This is a genomic window from Streptomyces dengpaensis, from assembly GCF_002946835.1.
Lineage (GTDB): Bacteria > Actinomycetota > Actinomycetes > Streptomycetales > Streptomycetaceae > Streptomyces > Streptomyces dengpaensis.
In genome coordinates this window covers 1,482,040-1,498,104 of record NZ_CP026652.1, presented here as the reverse complement: position 1 = coordinate 1,498,104, position 16,065 = coordinate 1,482,040, and the positions used below count along the sequence as shown (strand labels likewise).

Here is a 16,065-nt window from a genome sequence, read left to right as displayed (position 1 = left end):
GGTGAGCGAGACACCACCGAACACCCTGCAATACCGCTTTGACGGGCCAGAAGAGGCTCCGGTCCTGATCCTGGGGCCCTCCCTGGGTACCACATGGCACATGTGGGACCGGCAGATCCCGGAGCTGTCGAAGAACTGGCGGATCTTCCGGTTCGACCTGCCGGGCCACGGCGGAGCCCCCGCGTACCCCGCGGGTTCCGTCAGCGAACTCGCCGCACGGCTGCTCGCCACCCTCGACAGCCTCGGCGTGCACCGCTTCGGCTACGCGGGCTGCGCACTCAGCGGCGCGATCGGGATCGAGCTCGCCCTGCGCCACCCGGAGCGGATCGCCTCGCTTGCCCTGATCGCGGCCTCGCCGCGGTTCGGCACGGCCGACGAGTTCCGCCAGCGCGGTGTGATCGTGCGCACGAACGGCCTCGACCCGATGGCGCGCACATCGCCCGAGCGCTGGTTCACGAGCGGGTTCGCCGCGGCCCAGCCGGCGATCACCGAGTGGGCCGTACAGATGGTCCGCACCACCGACCCCGGCTGCTACATCGCGGCCTGCGAGGCGCTCGCCGCGTTCGACGTACGCGCCGAACTCACCCGGATCGGCGTTCCGACCCTCGTGCTCGTGGGCTCGGACGACCAGGTCACCGGGCCCGCCGAGGCGCGCACGCTGGTCGCCGGGATACCGGACGCCCGGCTCGCGGTCGTACCCGGCGCATCCCACCTGGTCCCGGTGGAACAGCCCGCCGCGGTCACGGACCTGCTCGTACGGCACTTCTCCACCGCCTGGCAACCCGCCTTCGACTCGGCCACCGGCCAGATGGCGATCCCGGCCTCCCCGGTCAGGCCCGTGCTGGCCGCTCCGCCCCCGCAGATGGGGCCGGTCGCCGAGATCGCCCCGCCCGCCGCGCAGCCCGAGGCCATGGGGCTGGGTATGGGCATGGGCCGCCCCGACCCGTACGACGCCGGGATCAAGGTCCGTCGGGAGGTGCTCGGGGACGCGCATGTCGACCGGGCGCTGGCTTCGGCGGACGAGTTCTCCGGGGACTTCCAGGAGTTCATCACCCGGTACGCGTGGGGCGAGATCTGGGACCGGCCCGGGCTCGACCGGCGTTCGCGCAGCTGCGTGACGCTCACCGCGCTGGTCGCGGGCGGCCACCTCGACGAGCTCGCCTTCCACACCCGCGCGGCCCTCCGCAACGGCCTCACCCCGGTGGAGATCAAGGAGGTGCTCCTCCAGGCGGCCGTCTACTGCGGCGTACCGGCGGCGAACAGCGCGTTCAAGGTGGCGCAGCAGGTCATCCGCGAGGAGACCACACCGCAGGAGTAGGCCCCGCCCCAGGCAGGCCCCGGAGCCGGGCCGGGGGCAGGATGGACCCCATGAAGCTCACGAAGAAGTCGCACGCCTGCGTCCGTCTCGAGAAGCACGGGCGCACGCTCGTCATCGACCCCGGCGGTTTCAGCGAGGAGGACTCCGCGGTGGGCGCGGAGGCCATCCTGGTCACGCACGAGCACGCCGACCACTTCAACGAGGAGCGGCTGCGGGCGGGCCTGGAGTCCAACCCCGAGGCCCAGATCTGGACCCTGAGGTCGGTCGCGGAGAAGATCTCCGCCGCCTTCCCGGGCCGTGTGCACACGGTCGGCCACGGCGACACGTTCACCGCGGCGGGCTTCGACGTCCAGGTGCACGGCGAACTGCACGCCGTGATCCACCCGGACATCCCGCGCATCACCAACGTCGGCTACCTCGTCGACGGCGGCCGCGTCTTCCACCCCGGCGACGCCCTCACGGTTCCCGACCAGTCGGTCGAGACGCTGTTGCTCCCGGTCATGGCACCGTGGAACAAGATCGCGGAGGTCATCGACTACGTCCGCGAGGTCAAGCCCCAACGCGCGTACGACATCCACGACGCCCTGCTCACGGACCTCGCCCGCCCGATCTATGACCACCAGATCGGCGCCCTGGGCGGCTCCGAACACGTGCGGCTGGCGCCGGGGGCATCGGCCGAGGTCTGAGGAACGAGCCGCCGTCGGACCCGTTGTCGTACCCGCCGGGTAGGTTGTGAGTCATGCGCATTGCCACCTGGAACGTGAACTCGATCACCGCCCGTCTCCCGAGGCTGCTGGCCTGGCTGGAGAGCAGCGGCACGGATGTGCTGTGCCTCCAGGAGGCCAAGGTCGCCGCCGAGCAGTTCCCGTCCGGCGAACTGCGCGAGCTGGGCTACGAGACGGCGGTGCACGCGACCGGCCGGTGGAACGGCGTCGCGGTGATCTCCCGAGTCGGCCTCGAGGACGTGGTCAAGGGCCTGCCCGGCGACCCCGGCTACGAGGGCGTCGAGGAGCCCCGCGCCATCTCCGCGACCTGCGGCCCGGTCCGCGTCTGGTCGGTGTATGTGCCGAACGGACGCGAGGTGGACCACCCCCACTACGCATACAAGCTCCAGTGGTTCGAGGCCCTCAAGGCCGCGGTCGCGGGCGACGCGACGGGCAGCCGCCCGTTCGCGGTGCTGGGGGACTACAACGTGGCGCCGACGGACGACGACGTCTACGACGTGGCCGCCTTCGAGGGCAGCACCCACGTCACCCCGGCCGAGCGCGCCGCGCTGACCTCGCTGCGTGAGGCGGGCCTCGGGGACGTGGTCCCGCGGCCCCTCAAGTACGAGCACCCCTTCACGTACTGGGACTACCGCCAGCTCTGCTTCCCCAAGAACCGCGGCATGCGCATCGACCTCGTCTACGGGAACGAGGCGTTCTCGAAGGCCGTCACCGACGCGTACGTGGACCGTGAGGAGCGCAAGGGCAAGGGAGCGTCGGACCACGCGCCGGTGGTCGTGGACCTGGACGTCTGAACCGTCGCGAAACCACGCCGCCCGCACAGCAGTTGAGCCGGTGGCTCCGGACCGGAGCCACCGGCTTTCGCCTGCCCGGCCGGGGGAAAGCCCTCCGCCTGCGCCGCGTAAGGCCGCGACGGCGGTACGCGTGCGACCGCGGACCACGCCGCGCGCCCGGTGGGGTGCGCCACGGCGCCGCGATTCCCATGATTCCGTGATCAACTGCCGCAAGATACATTCGTGGAAATGCCGGGAAAACGGAGCCGTCGGCGATCGCACCCCACCGAGAGGCCGGTCATGGTCATGAACATCCCCTTCTTGGACAAGTGGCGCAAGCGGCATTCGGCGGACCGGGACCGAGGGCTCGCCGCCGCCTTCGAGGACGATCCGGAGGGCGTGGCCGAGCTGCTCTCCGAGTGCGAGCTGCTGCGCTCCCACGCCTCGGCCGCGGGCCTCGAACTCGACGACTCCCCGGCCTCGTTGGCCGCGCTCGACCAGCTCCTGCCGCGCTGGCGCGACGACCCCGAGGCCCTGCCCTGGCTCGGCAACGACGCCGGCCTCTACCTCGGTACGGTCGTGGTGCGCACGGTTCCCGGTTCCGCCTGGCACGTCTGGCCCGGCGGCAGCCCGGCGGTGCGGCTCGCCTCGGGCCGCGAGATCCCGGTCATCGAGGCGGGCCTCGGCTGGGCCGTGCAGGGCGCCCCCGGCCTGTCACAGGTGTACGCCGAGGCCGCGGAGACCTAGGCCTCAGGCGCTGGGCGCGGTGAGTGCATCGCATGAGTCGTCGTGTCGAACGTCGACTACGATGGTGCGTTCATCCCCGGAGTGAGGGTGAAAAACGAGGCCGTGCAGGGGGCACCGGCCGAACCGGCTCAGAGGGCTAGGTCCTGTCGTCAAACTCCCGTCGTCCGCCCGGAGGGCGCGCCCTGCGCCCGCCGCGGAGCGGCTGACGTCGCTGTAGGTGCGTGCTCTCGGCGTGCCGGGCCCTGGCCCTCGTACTGGATGTACTTGGGCTTGGGCCCGGTGCGGCGAGAGTGCGTGCATGGCGTCGCGGGGCTGGGGGCACCTCCCACGCCCTTAAGGCAGTGGGGGAGGGAGTTTGACGACAGGGCTTAGGGCCTGTCCGGCGGCAGCCGGAGATCACTGCTCGCGCAGGGGCACCGACACGTATGACGGGTCGTGCTCCGGCGAGGAGAAGGTCAGCTGCGCGCCGGACGGGTTGTGCTCGATGTAGAGCGGGTCGACCGTGTCGACGACCAGGGCGAGCCGATGCCCTGCCGGAACGTCGTAGGCCGTGGAGAACAGCTCCAGGTCGACGCCGAACGGCTTCCCGGGCGTCTGCCCGTGGAAGGTGTACGGCGCGTTGCTGACCAGCTTGCCGAGACCGAGCGGGCCCACGTCGTAGAGGTACGCGACGAGGGTGCCGCTCTCCTTGGTGGCGGTGACGGTGGTGTGCAACGTGACCGTGCCACGCACCCGTTGGGCGCTCGCGTACGTCTCCGACTGCCAGACGGCGGCCCAATAGGGCGGCAGCAGCGGGATCCAGGCCAGTGGGGGCACCTGGGCGAGCTGGTCGAGGATGCCGGAGAGGAAGGTGATCCCGCCGTCCGCCCCCGAGTTGACGTTCGTGTGGATCGTGGTGGTGCCCGCGAGGGCGATCTTCTTCGTGGTCGTGCCGACCGACTTCCAGTCCGGGTAGCCCTCGTAGCCGCCCGCGGAGCGGGACTTGAGCTGGACCGGCTGCTCGCGGTCGATGCCGTTGTCCTCGCCCTTGAGGTGGTGGTCGAACCAGCGGTGCGTGTTCGTCCACACATCGTTGGGGAGCCCGAACAGACCGGTCATCTCGGCGGTGGCATGGTCGCCGGGGCGGAACTCCAGGCGCTTGGGCCCGGTCAACTTCTCGTAGAACTCGGCGCTTTGGTTGGGCGAGAAGATCGTGTCGCCCCAGGTGTTGGCCACGAAGACGGCGGCGCCGTTCTCGTTGAGCTGATCGATGTACGTCTCGGGGGAGCGCTTCTTTCCCCAGGCGAGGAGCTCCGGCTCCTTCGACAGGTCCGAGGCGAAGAAGGCCTTGAGGGTCTGCTGGAATTCGGCGCCGGGGCGGCCGGCGAGATGGCCCACGCCACCGAGCAGCGCGGCGGCCTGGGCGTGCTGGGTGCGGCCCGAATAGATCGACTCGATCAGGTCCGCCCAGCCGCTGAGTGCGGCAACCGCCTTGATTCTCTTGTCGTGCGCGGCGGCCAGCAGGCTGATTCCGGCGCTGTACGAGACGCCCGCCATGCCCACCTTCCGCGCGTCGGCCGGGGTGTTCGCCAGCGCCCAGTCGACGACCTTGGACGCGTCGGCCACATCCGGCGGTCCCGCCACCTCTATCTCACCGCCGGACTGCCAGAAGCCGCGGACGTTGTAACTGACCACCACATAACCGGAGTTCGCGAGCTTCTGGGCCTGCGCGAGGTACTGGACCTGCGGTAAGCCCCAGCTCGTGGGCAGCACGATGAGCGGGTAGCTGCGGGTGCCGTCGGCGCCCTCGGGGGTGACGACGTTGGCCTTGAGGACCGTGCCGCCGGCGCCGGAGATGTCGACGAAACGGATGCTCGTCGCTCCGGTGGCGGCCTGGGCCGCGGGAGCCGGACCGAGGCCGGCGGTGGCGATCAGCGTCGCGGAGACGGCACCGACGGCGGACGTACGCAGGGCGCCACGACCGAGCCCGCCCGTCACCCACCGCCGCCCTGATCGAAGGCGCTTCGCGCCCCTTGGATCCAAGGGTCACTCCTCACTCAGGCCCGTGCAAAGTGAGCTGACGGTAGCCGCGGCCCCTCGCTAGGGGTAACCCGTCGGTAAGTTACGTGCGGGTAACGATTGTTCAAGCGTTTGTCTCATGGGCGACGACACCGCTGAGGCATGGCTGTCGACAGCCATGCGGCACCCACTCAGCACAGCCGCGCGAGCACAACGCGTTCAAGGTCGAACTCGTCCAGCGAGCCCTGCACGACGCCCTCGACCGGCTGAGCAGGGTCCGGTGACCGGCGTGGCCGCACCAGAACCCGCCGCACGGTTCGCGCTCTGGGAAGCGCTGCACCAGGCGTGGCAGACGACGGGCAGCGCCGCCCTGGCCACCGTCGTGTCCACCGCCGGTTCGGCCCCCCGGCCCGCGGGCACCCCGATGCTGATCACCCCGCAGTGACAGGTGGTCGGCAACATCCCGGGCGGCTGCGTCGAGGGCGAGGTCTACGAACTGTCCCGGGAGGTCATGGCCGAGCGCACCCCCCGCCTGGCCCGCTACGGGATCAGCGATGACGCGGCCCTCGCGGTCGGCGTGACCTGCGGCGGCACCACCGAGGTCTTCATCGAACCCGTCGATGCCCAGACCTACCCCGAACTGCCGGGCCTGCTCGAGCGGTTGTGCGCCGGCACCCGGGTCGCCCTGGCCACCGTCCTCGAGCACCCCCGGCCGGAGGCCGTCGGAGCCCACCTGGTGGTCACCGCCGACGATGACCTCGGCGGTACGGGATCGCCCGCCGACGACGCGCGCATCCGTACCGAGGTACGCACCCTGCTGCGGCAGGGCGACAGCGGGCTCGTACGCATCCCGAGCGTGCGGGACGCCGGGGAGATCCGGCTGTTCGTCAATAGCCTGGTCCCCTCCCCGCGCATGCTGGTCTTCGGCGCCAACGACTTCGCCGCCGCGCTGGCCCAGCAGGCGCGGCTGCTCGGCCACCGCACCACCGTGTGCGACGCCCGCCCGGTGTTCACCACGTCCGACCGCTTCCCCGGCGCCGACGAGGTCGTCGTCGCCGGGTGACCGGCGCCGCCCGGTACGCCGCGGACGCCCAGGTCGTCGGCACCGCCCACGGCTTCCTGGTCCTGAGCACCATCGCCCGCGGGCGCATCACAGGCATCGACACCCGCGCCGCCGCGGCGGCGTGCCCGCACCCGGTCGTAGGCCGGTCCGCCGGCCTACGACCGGGTACAGCAGGCCCGCTAGTGGAGCGCGCTCCTCGCCTGCCAGTCGGTCCACGACAGGTTCCACGCGCCGTACCCGTTCCCGGGCGCGGGCCTGCCCTTCGTGCCGTCGCCCGTCACTTCGAACGGGTCGCCCACCTGGAGCTGCTCGTACAGCCAGGAGGCATGGGAATCGCTTATGCCGATACAGCCCGAGCTGCGGTTGCTCCTGCCGAAGTACGCCGCGTTCCAGGGCGCCGCGTGCGCGTACATGCCCGACCAGGTGAGCCGTATCGAGTAGTCGACCACCTTGTCGTAGGCGTTGCCGAGGCCCACCGTCTCGGAGCGCATGTTGATCGTGCCCTCCTTGGACAGGAGGACGGAGGTGCCGCCCCAGGTGGCCTTCTCACCGCCCGGCGTGCCGGCCGACACCGGGATCGACCGCACCGTCTGCCCGTTGCGCACCAGCGTCAGGCGCTTGCTGTCGAGGTCGACCTCGGCCACCTGGCTCTCGCCGATGGTGAAGTGCGTGGTGTAGTCGCGTACGAACCAGCCGCCGTCCGCGCCGGAGTCGACCCCGTTGAGGTGAGCCTCCAGCCGCACCTGCGTCCCCGGCTTCCAGTACTCCTTCGGGCGCCAGTCGGCGCGGTCTCTGCCGTTGTGGTTCCGGATCCAGCCCCATGAGCCGGTGGTGGGGGTCGAGGTGGTGACCGTCAGACGCTCCTCGACCGCCGCCTTGTTCTTCACCGGGTGGTCGAAGACGATCGACAGCGGCTGTGCGACGCCGACGGTGGTGCCCCTCCCGGGGGCGAGCATGAGCTTGTTGACGTGATCGGCCTTGTTGACGTGGTCCGGCCCGGACAGCTTCGGCTGCCGCCTGCTCGGGCTCGCCTGGGGCCTCGGTTTGTTCGCCACGGCCGCGTCCACCGCGGAAGGGGAGCCCCCCGAGCAGGCGCTCAGGGCGGCGGCGGACGCGGCCGTGGCGAGGGTGAGCGGAATCAGCGGGTGCATACGCATCAAGGGGACGTACCTCCGTACAAGCTATGGACCGTACGGAGAGGGGAGGAAACGTCCCTTTGGGTCGCCTTGCGCCAGTTACATCACATTGGCGTACATTCGTACCGCGCGGGTCGCATGGATGTGCGCCCCTACGACGTCGACCGATGCGAGGAGCGCGACGGCGCGGGCGTGGGCAGCGGGGCCTGGGCGGCCCGGGTGACGTCCGAGACGAGTTCGACGACGTCAGGCCCGTACGCCTGGGAATTGACGACCTTCAGGAGCAGGACGAAGGAGTTGCCGCCGTACTTGCGCGCGAGGCGTTCGTGGTTGCGGGCGAGATAGCGGGTCGCCGCCTGGTTGGTTATCGCGCGCTGGCCGCAGAAGAGGAAGACCGGTCGCGCGGCGCGGCCCTGGTCCGCGGTGAGCCGGGCGAGGATCACGTACTCGCCCTTGCCCGGCTCCAGGCGGTAGCGCTCGCTGCCGATCTGGAAGGCGCCGCGGTCCGGGCCCGGCTCGGCGTCGGTGTTGACGCGGATGCCCGGCAGAAGGGAGTGCAGATGCGCGGCCATCCGGCGGTTCGACGACGGCCCGCCCACGCAGAACTCGGTGCGCTCCCCGAATCCCTGCTGCGCCGCGTCGTGCGCGACCACCTGGGCGTGCGCGCCGCAGTCCTTGATCAGCGCGGCGAGCTCCAGGAGCGCGAACACGTCGTGGCGCATCACCGTGAGCTCCGGCCCGCCCGCCTCGCGGTTCACCACGAGCAGCGACTCGGAGTTGTCCGGCAGCCCGAAGAAGGCCTGCTGGCGGCGGAGTTTGCGCCTCCACAGATAGGTACGGGCGAGCCAGCCGAGCGCGGCGCTGAGGCCGGCCACGACCACGCCGAGGACGATGTTGCGCACGTCGTCATTCATGTGCGCGCATGCTAGCGGGAAGGCGGAACGGTGTTCGAGGGGGTCCTGACGCGGGCATGGCGCTGCCGTTACGCTGCGCGGACGGCTGTTGACTGGAGGTACGGATGCGTCGCCCTCTTGCGCGGAATCTGGCGGTCTTGGTGGTTTCGGCAGCGGTCATATCGGTAGGCGCGGCGGCGCCGCCTCCAGCGAGCGATGCCTCCGCTGAGAAGGTACCCGTCGCCGTCGGCTACGGCGGCGCCGTGGCGAGCGTCGACCCGGACGCCTCCGCCGCCGGGATCGAGATCCTGAAGAAGGGCGGCAACGCCGTGGACGCGGCCGTCGCCACCGCCGCGGCCCTCGGCGTCACCGAGCCCTACTCGTCCGGCATCGGCGGAGGCGGCTACTTCGTCTACTACGACGCCAAGTCCCGTACGGTGCACACGATCGACGGCCGCGAGACGGCGCCGTTGACCGCGGACTCCGGGCTGTTCCTGGAGAACGGGAAGCCGATCGCCTTCGCCGACGCCGTGACCAGCGGGCTGGGCGTGGGCACACCCGGGACCCCCGCCACCTGGCAGACGGCTCTCGACGCGTGGGGCAGCAGGCGGCTGGGCAGCGTGCTGAAGCCCGCCGAGCGCATCGCCCGCGACGGTTTCACGGTCGACGCGACCTTCCGCTCGCAGACCGAGTCCAACCAGGCCCGCTTCAAGAACTTCCCGGACACCGCCGAGCTGTTCCTTCCGGGCGGCGCGCTCCCGGTGGTCGGCTCGACGTTCAAGAACCCCGATCTGGCGCGTACGTACAAGGAGTTGGGCGAGAAGGGCGTCGACGCGATCTACGACGGCGCCCTCGGTCAGGAGATCGTAGACACCGTGAACAAGCCGCCGGTGGAACCGGGTTCGGGCTACAACGCCCGCCCCGGCGAGCTATCCATGGCGGACCTGACGGAGTACGAGGCGAAGCGGCAGGCGCCGGCGACGACCACGTACCGCGGTCTGAAGGTCTACTCGATCGCGCCCTCCTCCTCGGGCGGCACCACCGTCGGCGAGGCGCTCAACATCCTGGAGAGGACCGACCTTTCGAAGGCGAGCGAGGCGCGGTACCTGCACCGCTTCATCGAGGCGAGCCGGATAGCGTTCGCGGACCGGGGCCGCTGGGTCGGCGACCCGGCCTTCGAGGACGTACCGGCGAAGCAGCTCCTGTCGCAGCAGTACGCGGACTCGCGGGAGTGCCTGATCAAGGACGACGCGGTGCTGACGAGCCCGCTCGCGCCGGGTGACCCGAGCGACCCGGCGGCCTGCTCCACCGCCGGAACGGCCGCCCCGACGACGTACGAGGGCGAGAACACCACGCACCTGACGGCGGCCGACAAGTGGGGCAACGTCGTCGCCTACACGCTGACCATCGAGCAGACCGGCGGCAGCGGCATCACCGTCCCGGGCCGCGGCTTCATCCTCAACAACGAGCTGACGGACTTCTCCTTCGCTCCCGCGAGCCCGGACGTGCACGACCCGAACCTCCCCGGCCCCGGCAAGCGCCCGCGCTCGTCCATCGCGCCGACGATCGTCCTCGACCGCCACAACCAGCCCGTGGTGGCGCTCGGTTCGCCGGGCGGCGCGACCATCATCACGACGGTGCTGCAGACGCTGACCGGATTCCTGGACCGGCGCCTGCCCCTGGTGGACGCGATCGCCGCGCCCCGCGCCAGCCAGCGCAACCAGACCACCACCGAGCTCGAACCCGGTCTGTGGAACGGCCCGTTGAAGGCCCGGCTGGAATCCATCGGCCACGCCTTCCGCCAGAACCCCGAGATCGGTGCCACGACGGGCGTACAACGCCTCCCGGACGGCAAGTGGCTCGCCGCGGCGGAGAAGGTACGGCGCGGGGGCGGGTCGGCGATGGTGGTGCGGCCGGCGTCCCAGAGGTGATGCCGTGGGGCGGGTGGCGGAGCCGCTCGCCCCACAGGGCCATACGCCTAACGCGCCGTCAGGACGCGGGGACCCGCGTCCGTGATCGCCACCGTGTGTTCCGTGTGGGCCGCGCGGGAGGCGTCGTTCGTACGGAGGGTCCAGCCGTCGGGGGCCGCGTGGTAGCCGTCGGTGCCGCCGCCGATGAGCATGGGCTCGATGGCGAGGACCATGCCGTGGCGGAGGGGGAGGCCGCGGCGCGGGCGGCCCTCGTTCGGGACGGGCGGGTCCTCGTGCATACGGCGGCCGACGCCGTGGCCGCCGAAGCCGTCCGGGATGCCGTACCCCGCCGCGCGGCACACCGTGCCGATGGCGTGTGCGATGTCGCCGATGCGGTTGCCGACGACGGCCGCCTCGATGCCCGCCGCGAGGGCGCGCTCGGCGGTCTCGACGAGCCGTACGTCGGCGGCGCGCGGCGTCCCGACGACGAAGCTGATCGCCGAGTCGCCCACCCAGCCGCCCAGTTCGGCGCCGCAGTCGATGGAGACCAGGTCGCCGTCGCGCAGCCGGTAGCCGTCCGGGATGCCGTGCACGATGGCGTCGTTCACGGAGGAGCAGATGACCGCGGGGAACGGGGTGGGCGCGAAGGAGGGGCGGTAGCCGAGGAAGGGGGAGCTCGCGCCCGCGTCCCGCAGGACCTGGTGGGCCACCGCGTCCAGTTCCAACAGCGAGACGCCGACATCGGCCGCCTCCCGTACCGCCGTGAGCGCCTGGCCCACGACCTGGCCCGCCGCGTACATCTCGTCGATCGATGTGTCTGTCTTCAGTTCCACCATGCCAATTACTATACCGGTATTAGAATGGGTGCATGGTGCGCACCCCCTTGACCCCCGAAGAGCGCGAACGCGGCGAGCGGCTCGGACAGTTGCTGCGCGAGGCCCGCGCCGGCCGCAGCATGGCGGAGGTCGCCGCGGCCGCCGGAATCTCCGCCGAGACGCTGCGCAAGATCGAAACCGGGCGGGCACCCACGCCTGCCTTCTTCACGGTGGCGGCGCTGGCGCGCACGCTGGGGCTGTCGATGGACAGCCTGGTGGTGCGGTGCGCGCTGGCGGAGGTGGCGTGCCGGGACGGCCTCGGTCCTTGAGGTCGCCTTAAACTCCCTTTGATGTCCCCTTAATGCTCCCAGGTGCAGCCTTGGTGGACCGCACACCGGCGTTCTTCATGCCGGAGCGGCCTGCGCCCGCTCCGAAAACTCCCTGTAGCCACTCCGTAACACGACTGGTGTTTTCTGTCGGGCCTCAGCACTCCAGTCGGGCGGGAGTCATGTGATGGCTGTGGGACAACTCCCCGATCAGGTGCGGGAGTTCGCGATGTACCTGAACGGGCTGATGGCGCGGCTCGATCAGGACGGCGGCTGGTGCGGAGTGTTCTGGCAGCGCGATCCCGACGGCATGCGGGCCTGCCTGGACGGCTGGGAAGTGCCGCCGTGGGACATCGTGGAGGCGCTCCTCCAGGACCTCGCCACGGGATACGGCGACCGGGCCGCGGCCCAGCAGACCGAGCGGGCGCGCGGACTGCACGGCGCCTCGCTCGCCGCGTACGACGCCCGGCCCGGAGGCCGGGATGCCCTCAGCGACCGCCTCGACGTCATGCTCCGCGAACAGCGCTACGCGGCCGAGCGCCAGGCCGAGCTGGGCCGGCTGCTCCACGCGGCCGGGTCCCAGGAGGAGGCCGAGGCGATCCGGCTCGATCTCGCCTGGGCCCAGGACGACCATGCACGAGCCACGGCCCGCTGCACCGAACTCCGCCACCGCATGGCCGGCCTCGACCGCCGCGCCCTGCACCCCCAGGTGCGGGGCGCGCCGTCCCCGGCGGGCGCGGCCGGGGACGCGTTCCGGCCGCGGGGGCCCGAGGACGGGCCGGAACCGTTCGGTGACGCCGGCGCACACGCCTCCTCGCACGCTCCTACGGGCGACGCGAGCGCGGATGCGTACGCCTCGGCGTACGGCACGCACGACGGCGCGTACGGCCGGAGGGACAACGCGTACGGTCCGAGCGGCGGCGCGTACGGTCCGAGCGGCGGCGGGCACGGTCCGAGCGGCGACGCGTACGGTCCGGGCGGTGGCGGGCACGGTCCGGGCGGTGGCGGGCACGCCCCCACCGCACAACCCGGCACCCCTCACGCTCCCTCCCGCCAGCCCGAAAGCCCCCACCCCGCCACCGAGCGCCCCACACCCCCCACCCCCAAGCAGCGCTCCAAGCGCCGACCCCGGGGCAGTGCCCGTTTCGCCGGGATGATGGAACCGGAGGCGCCCCCCGTGGTCGTACCTGAGGCGGCGGCGCCCGCTCCGGCTCCGGCCGCGCCGGGTGGCCGTGCTCCCCGGGGCGCCCGGTTCGCGGGGGTGGCGGCGCCGGAGGAGCCCGCGCAGCCGCAGGTCGAGCCGCTGGACGAGGATGCGCGGCGGGCGACCGACGAGGTCGTGGAGACGCTGACGCGGCTGCGGAGCTCGGGCCGGAGCGGCGAGGCGCATGTCCTGCTCGTCGAGGCCGCCTTCTGGCCCGCCGCCCGCATCCCGCTGCTCGCTGCGGAGCTGCACCACGCGGGCCTGGACGCCGACTGGGCCACCCTGCTGTGGGAGGCGGCCTCGCTCCCCGCCGACCGCCTGGTCGCCGCCTCGGACGCGCTCGCCGCGGCCGGCCGGACCGCCGACGGGCAGCAGATGCTGCGCCAGGGCGTCGCCCGCCCCGCGCCAGAGATCGGCGCCGCCGTGCTGGACCTCGCCGAGGAGGGCCGCCGGCGCGAGATCCGCGCACTGCTCGGTGCGTACGTCCGCGTACGCACCCCGGAGGAAGCGGTCCGCAGCGTGGAAGCGGACCCGCAGCGCCTCGTACCGCTCCTCCTGGAGGCCGCCCAGAGCGTCTCGGACGAGCGCCACTGGGACCTCGTGCACGCGCTCCGGGTCGCCGGCTTCACCGCGTGACCGCCCTTCGGACCATCACCGCCACCGCGGTGACCGGCTTTCCCGAGCGCCCCGTCCATCCCCGGCGACCGGCCCTCCCGGCCGGCCGCTCCACCCCGGTGCCCGGCCCCGTCACTCACCCGCAGGGGTAAGAAACGTGATGGACTCAGCCGGTTAACGACGATGGTCTTGGCAAGGCTGTCCAGGGGGCTTACTTTCGAGCCTCTACCGCCTTTGTCTACGGGCGTAGAGGCTCTCTGACGTCCCGTCGAAGGAGCAGCTCATGGCCAACGTCGTACGTGCCGCCCTGGTCCAGGCCACCTGGACGGGCGACACCGCATCCATGGTCGCCAAGCACGAGGAACACGCCCGCGAGGCGGCCCGGCAGGGCGCCAAGGTCATCGGATTCCAGGAAGTCTTCAACGCACCCTACTTCTGCCAGGTCCAGGAGCCCGAGCACTACCGCTGGGCGGAGCCCGTGCCCGACGGGCCCACCGTCACGCGGATGCGGGAGCTCGCCCGCGAGACCGGCATGGTCATCGTCGTACCCGTCTTCGAGGTCGAGCAGTCCGGCTTCTACTTCAACACGGCGGCCGTGATCGACGCCGACGGCACGTACCTCGGCAAGTACCGCAAGCACCACATCCCCCAGGTGAAGGGTTTCTGGGAGAAGTACTACTTCAAGCCGGGCAACGTCGGCTGGCCCGTCTTCGACACCGCGGTCGGCAGAATCGGCGTGTACATCTGCTACGACCGGCACTTCCCGGAGGGCTGGCGGCAGCTCGGCCTGAACGGTGCGCAGCTGGTCTACAACCCCTCCGCCACTTCCCGCGGCCTGTCCGCCTACCTCTGGCAGCTGGAGCAGCCCGCGGCGGCCGTCGCCAACGAGTACTTCATCGCGGCGATCAACCGGGTGGGCCAGGAGGAGTACGGTGACAACGACTTCTACGGGACGTCGTACTTCGTCGACCCGCGCGGACAGTTCGTGGGGGAGACCGCGAGCGACAAGGCTGAGGAGCTCGTCGTCCGCGACCTCGACTTCGACCTGATCGAGGAAGTCCGGCAGCAGTGGGCGTTCTACCGCGACCGGCGCCCCGACGCGTACGAAGGGCTGGTGCAGCCGTGACCGACCTGTACGCGCGCCACAAGGCCGTCCTGCCCGACTGGCTCGCCCTCTACTACGAGGACCCGATCGAGATCACCCACGGCGAGGGCCGCCACGTCTGGGACGCCCAGGGCAAGAAGTACCTCGACTTCTTCGGCGGCATCCTCACCACCATGACCGCGCACGCCCTGCCCGAGGTGACGAAGGCCGTCAGCGAGCAGGCCGGGCGGATCATCCACACCTCGACGCTCTACCTCAACCGGCCGATGGTCGACCTCGCCGAGCGGATCGCCCAGCTGTCCGGCATCCCGGACGCGCGCGTCTTCTTCACCACCTCCGGCACCGAGGCCAACGACACGGCCCTGATGCTCGCCACCGCCTACCGGCAGAGCAACCAGATCCTGGCGATGCGCAACAGCTACCACGGCCGCTCCTTCAGCGCGGTCGGCATCACCGGCAACAAGAGCTGGTCGCCCACCTCGCTCTCGCCGCTCCAGACGCTGTACGTCCACGGCGGCGTCCGCACCCGCGGCCCGTACGCCGGTCTCAGCGACGCCGAGTTCATCGCGGCCTGCGTCGAGGACCTGAAGGACCTGCTCGGCCACATCCGCCCGCCCGCGGCCCTGATCGCCGAACCCATCCAGGGCGTCGGCGGCTTCACGACGCCGCCCGACGGGCTGTACGCCGCGTTCCGCGAGGTCCTGGACGAGCACGGCATCCTGTGGATCTCCGACGAGGTGCAGACCGGCTGGGGCCGCACCGGCGACCACTTCTGGGGCTGGCAGGCGCACGCCGCCGCGGGCCCGCCGGACATGCTCACCTTCGCCAAGGGCATCGGCAACGGCATGTCCATCGGCGGCGTCGTCGCACGCGCCGAGATCATGAACTGCCTCGACTCCAACTCCATCTCGACCTTCGGCGGCTCGCCGGTCACCATGGCGGCGGGGCTCGCGAACCTCACGTACCTCCTCGAACACGACCTCCAGGGCAACGCCCGGCGCGTCGGCGGTCTGCTCATCGAGCGGCTGCGGGCGATCGCCGCGCAGCTCGACGGCGTACGGGAGGTGCGCGGGCGCGGGCTGATGATCGGCGTGGAGCTGGTCAGGCCGGGCTCGGACGAGGCGAACCCCCGGGGCGCCTCGGCCGTGCTCGAAGCGGCCCGCGAGCAAGGGCTGTTGATCGGCAAGGGCGGCGGTCACAACACCAGCGCGCTGCGCATCGCACCACCGCTGTCGCTCACCGTCGCGGAGGCGGAGGAGGGCGCGGCGATGCTCGAGCGCGCGCTGAGGTGTGCCCAATAGCAGAACGTGAGCAAGGGCGAGTGAGCCGAAGGGGCGCGCCGGTGTCGACGACACGAGCGCGCGGAGGCCCGAAGGGTCGAGCACGGTCGGGTCCTCGACACCGGCTGTAGCGCCCCGGAGGCGAACCGAGCCACAA

At 71.4% G+C, this 16,065-nt stretch carries 14 protein-coding genes and 1 pseudogene; 11 read left to right on the top strand and 4 right to left on the bottom strand.

The genetic code is table 11. From position 1 onward, the window contains the following. Position 1: 1 nt before the first annotated feature. The 4 genes from pcaDC (at position 2) to C4B68_RS06805 (ending at position 3,563) form a co-directional block, all read left to right on the top strand. Positions 2 to 1,318, top strand: a complete 1,317-nt coding sequence (gene pcaDC, locus C4B68_RS06820) for a bifunctional 3-oxoadipate enol-lactonase/4-carboxymuconolactone decarboxylase PcaDC (protein ID WP_099498508.1) — start codon at positions 2 to 4, stop codon at positions 1,316 to 1,318. Between the two features lie 50 nt (positions 1,319 to 1,368). Continuing rightward, positions 1,369 to 2,004: an MBL fold metallo-hydrolase gene (locus C4B68_RS06815; RefSeq protein ID WP_099498507.1), complete on the top strand. Its 636-nt coding sequence runs from the start codon at positions 1,369 to 1,371 to the stop codon at positions 2,002 to 2,004. 53 nt (positions 2,005 to 2,057) lie between these two features. Then, positions 2,058 to 2,837, top strand: coding sequence for an exodeoxyribonuclease III (locus C4B68_RS06810; RefSeq protein WP_099498506.1), 780 nt, complete (start codon positions 2,058 to 2,060; stop codon positions 2,835 to 2,837). 285 nt (positions 2,838 to 3,122) lie between these two features. After that, positions 3,123 to 3,563, top strand: a complete 441-nt coding sequence (locus C4B68_RS06805; RefSeq protein ID WP_099498991.1) for a DUF6278 family protein — start codon at positions 3,123 to 3,125, stop codon at positions 3,561 to 3,563. 396 nt (positions 3,564 to 3,959) lie between these two features. On the opposite strand, the gene C4B68_RS06795 is transcribed toward C4B68_RS06805, so the two are convergent. Beyond that, positions 3,960 to 5,540, bottom strand: coding sequence for a CocE/NonD family hydrolase (locus C4B68_RS06795; RefSeq protein ID WP_099498504.1), 1,581 nt, complete (start codon positions 5,538 to 5,540; stop codon positions 3,960 to 3,962). A gap of 160 nt (positions 5,541 to 5,700) precedes the next feature. Here C4B68_RS06795 and C4B68_RS44360 point away from each other — a divergent pair. Both C4B68_RS44360 and C4B68_RS06785 read left to right on the top strand, forming a co-directional pair. After that, a pseudogene (locus tag C4B68_RS44360) lies at positions 5,701 to 6,096 on the top strand (XdhC family protein); the annotation flags it as partial. Beyond that, on the top strand, positions 6,073 to 6,624 hold the full coding sequence (locus C4B68_RS06785; protein WP_338059747.1) for an XdhC family protein: 552 nt from the start codon (positions 6,073 to 6,075) through the stop codon (positions 6,622 to 6,624). The pseudogene C4B68_RS44360 and the gene C4B68_RS06785, both read left to right, overlap by 24 nt. A gap of 179 nt (positions 6,625 to 6,803) precedes the next feature. Here the strand turns inward: C4B68_RS06785 and C4B68_RS06775 are convergent, their stop codons facing one another. Next, positions 6,804 to 7,781, bottom strand: a complete 978-nt coding sequence (locus C4B68_RS06775; protein ID WP_099498501.1) for a L,D-transpeptidase — start codon at positions 7,779 to 7,781, stop codon at positions 6,804 to 6,806. Positions 7,782 to 7,912: 131 nt separating this feature from the next. Further along, positions 7,913 to 8,674 (bottom strand): hypothetical protein, encoded by a 762-nt coding sequence (locus C4B68_RS06770; RefSeq protein WP_167459022.1) that lies wholly within the window; start codon positions 8,672 to 8,674, stop codon positions 7,913 to 7,915. Between the two features lie 104 nt (positions 8,675 to 8,778). Here C4B68_RS06770 and ggt point away from each other — a divergent pair, with 104 nt between their 5' ends. Further along, positions 8,779 to 10,584 carry a gamma-glutamyltransferase gene (gene ggt / locus C4B68_RS06765; RefSeq protein WP_099498500.1) on the top strand — a complete coding sequence of 602 codons (1,806 nt, stop codon included), beginning with the start codon at positions 8,779 to 8,781 and terminating at the stop codon, positions 10,582 to 10,584. 47 nt (positions 10,585 to 10,631) lie between these two features. On the opposite strand, the gene map is transcribed toward ggt, so the two are convergent. Further along, on the bottom strand, positions 10,632 to 11,399 hold the full coding sequence (map, locus tag C4B68_RS06760; RefSeq protein WP_099498499.1) for a type I methionyl aminopeptidase: 768 nt from the start codon (positions 11,397 to 11,399) through the stop codon (positions 10,632 to 10,634). Between the two features lie 32 nt (positions 11,400 to 11,431). On the opposite strand from map, the gene C4B68_RS06755 reads away from it, so the two are divergent. The 4 genes from C4B68_RS06755 (at position 11,432) to C4B68_RS06740 (ending at position 15,929) form a co-directional block, all read left to right on the top strand. After that, the gene (locus tag C4B68_RS06755; RefSeq protein ID WP_099498498.1) at positions 11,432 to 11,707 is read left to right on the top strand and encodes a helix-turn-helix domain-containing protein; all 276 of its coding nucleotides are present in this window, start codon (positions 11,432 to 11,434) and stop codon (positions 11,705 to 11,707) included. 184 nt (positions 11,708 to 11,891) lie between these two features. After that, entirely contained in the window at positions 11,892 to 13,544 is a 1,653-nt protein-coding gene (locus C4B68_RS06750; RefSeq protein ID WP_099498497.1) for a hypothetical protein, read from the top strand. Positions 13,545 to 13,806: 262 nt separating this feature from the next. Beyond that, positions 13,807 to 14,649 (top strand): nitrilase-related carbon-nitrogen hydrolase, encoded by an 843-nt coding sequence (locus C4B68_RS06745; RefSeq protein ID WP_099498496.1) that lies wholly within the window; start codon positions 13,807 to 13,809, stop codon positions 14,647 to 14,649. After that, the gene (locus tag C4B68_RS06740; protein ID WP_099498495.1) at positions 14,646 to 15,929 is read left to right on the top strand and encodes an aspartate aminotransferase family protein; all 1,284 of its coding nucleotides are present in this window, start codon (positions 14,646 to 14,648) and stop codon (positions 15,927 to 15,929) included. Before C4B68_RS06745 ends, C4B68_RS06740 begins: the two co-directional genes overlap by 4 nt. Positions 15,930 to 16,065 lie beyond the last annotated feature (136 nt).

What these genes read in the sequence shown, in the direction of transcription:
- map (WP_099498499.1), bottom strand. Translation starts at nt 11,399, where the DNA reads ATGGTGGAACTGAAGACAGACACATCGATCGACGAGATGTACGCGGCG.
- ggt (WP_099498500.1), top strand. Translation starts at nt 8,779, where the DNA reads ATGCGTCGCCCTCTTGCGCGGAATCTGGCGGTCTTGGTGGTTTCGGCA.
- C4B68_RS06810 (WP_099498506.1), top strand. Translation starts at nt 2,058, where the DNA reads ATGCGCATTGCCACCTGGAACGTGAACTCGATCACCGCCCGTCTCCCG.
- C4B68_RS06775 (WP_099498501.1), bottom strand. Translation starts at nt 7,781, where the DNA reads ATGCGTATGCACCCGCTGATTCCGCTCACCCTCGCCACGGCCGCGTCC.
- C4B68_RS06750 (WP_099498497.1), top strand. Translation starts at nt 11,892, where the DNA reads ATGGCTGTGGGACAACTCCCCGATCAGGTGCGGGAGTTCGCGATGTAC.
- C4B68_RS06805 (WP_099498991.1), top strand. Translation starts at nt 3,123, where the DNA reads ATGAACATCCCCTTCTTGGACAAGTGGCGCAAGCGGCATTCGGCGGAC.
- C4B68_RS06755 (WP_099498498.1), top strand. Translation starts at nt 11,432, where the DNA reads ATGGTGCGCACCCCCTTGACCCCCGAAGAGCGCGAACGCGGCGAGCGG.
- C4B68_RS06745 (WP_099498496.1), top strand. Translation starts at nt 13,807, where the DNA reads ATGGCCAACGTCGTACGTGCCGCCCTGGTCCAGGCCACCTGGACGGGC.
- C4B68_RS06770 (WP_167459022.1), bottom strand. Translation starts at nt 8,674, where the DNA reads ATGAATGACGACGTGCGCAACATCGTCCTCGGCGTGGTCGTGGCCGGC.
- C4B68_RS06785 (WP_338059747.1), top strand. Translation starts at nt 6,073, where the DNA reads ATGGCCGAGCGCACCCCCCGCCTGGCCCGCTACGGGATCAGCGATGAC.
- C4B68_RS06815 (WP_099498507.1), top strand. Translation starts at nt 1,369, where the DNA reads ATGAAGCTCACGAAGAAGTCGCACGCCTGCGTCCGTCTCGAGAAGCAC.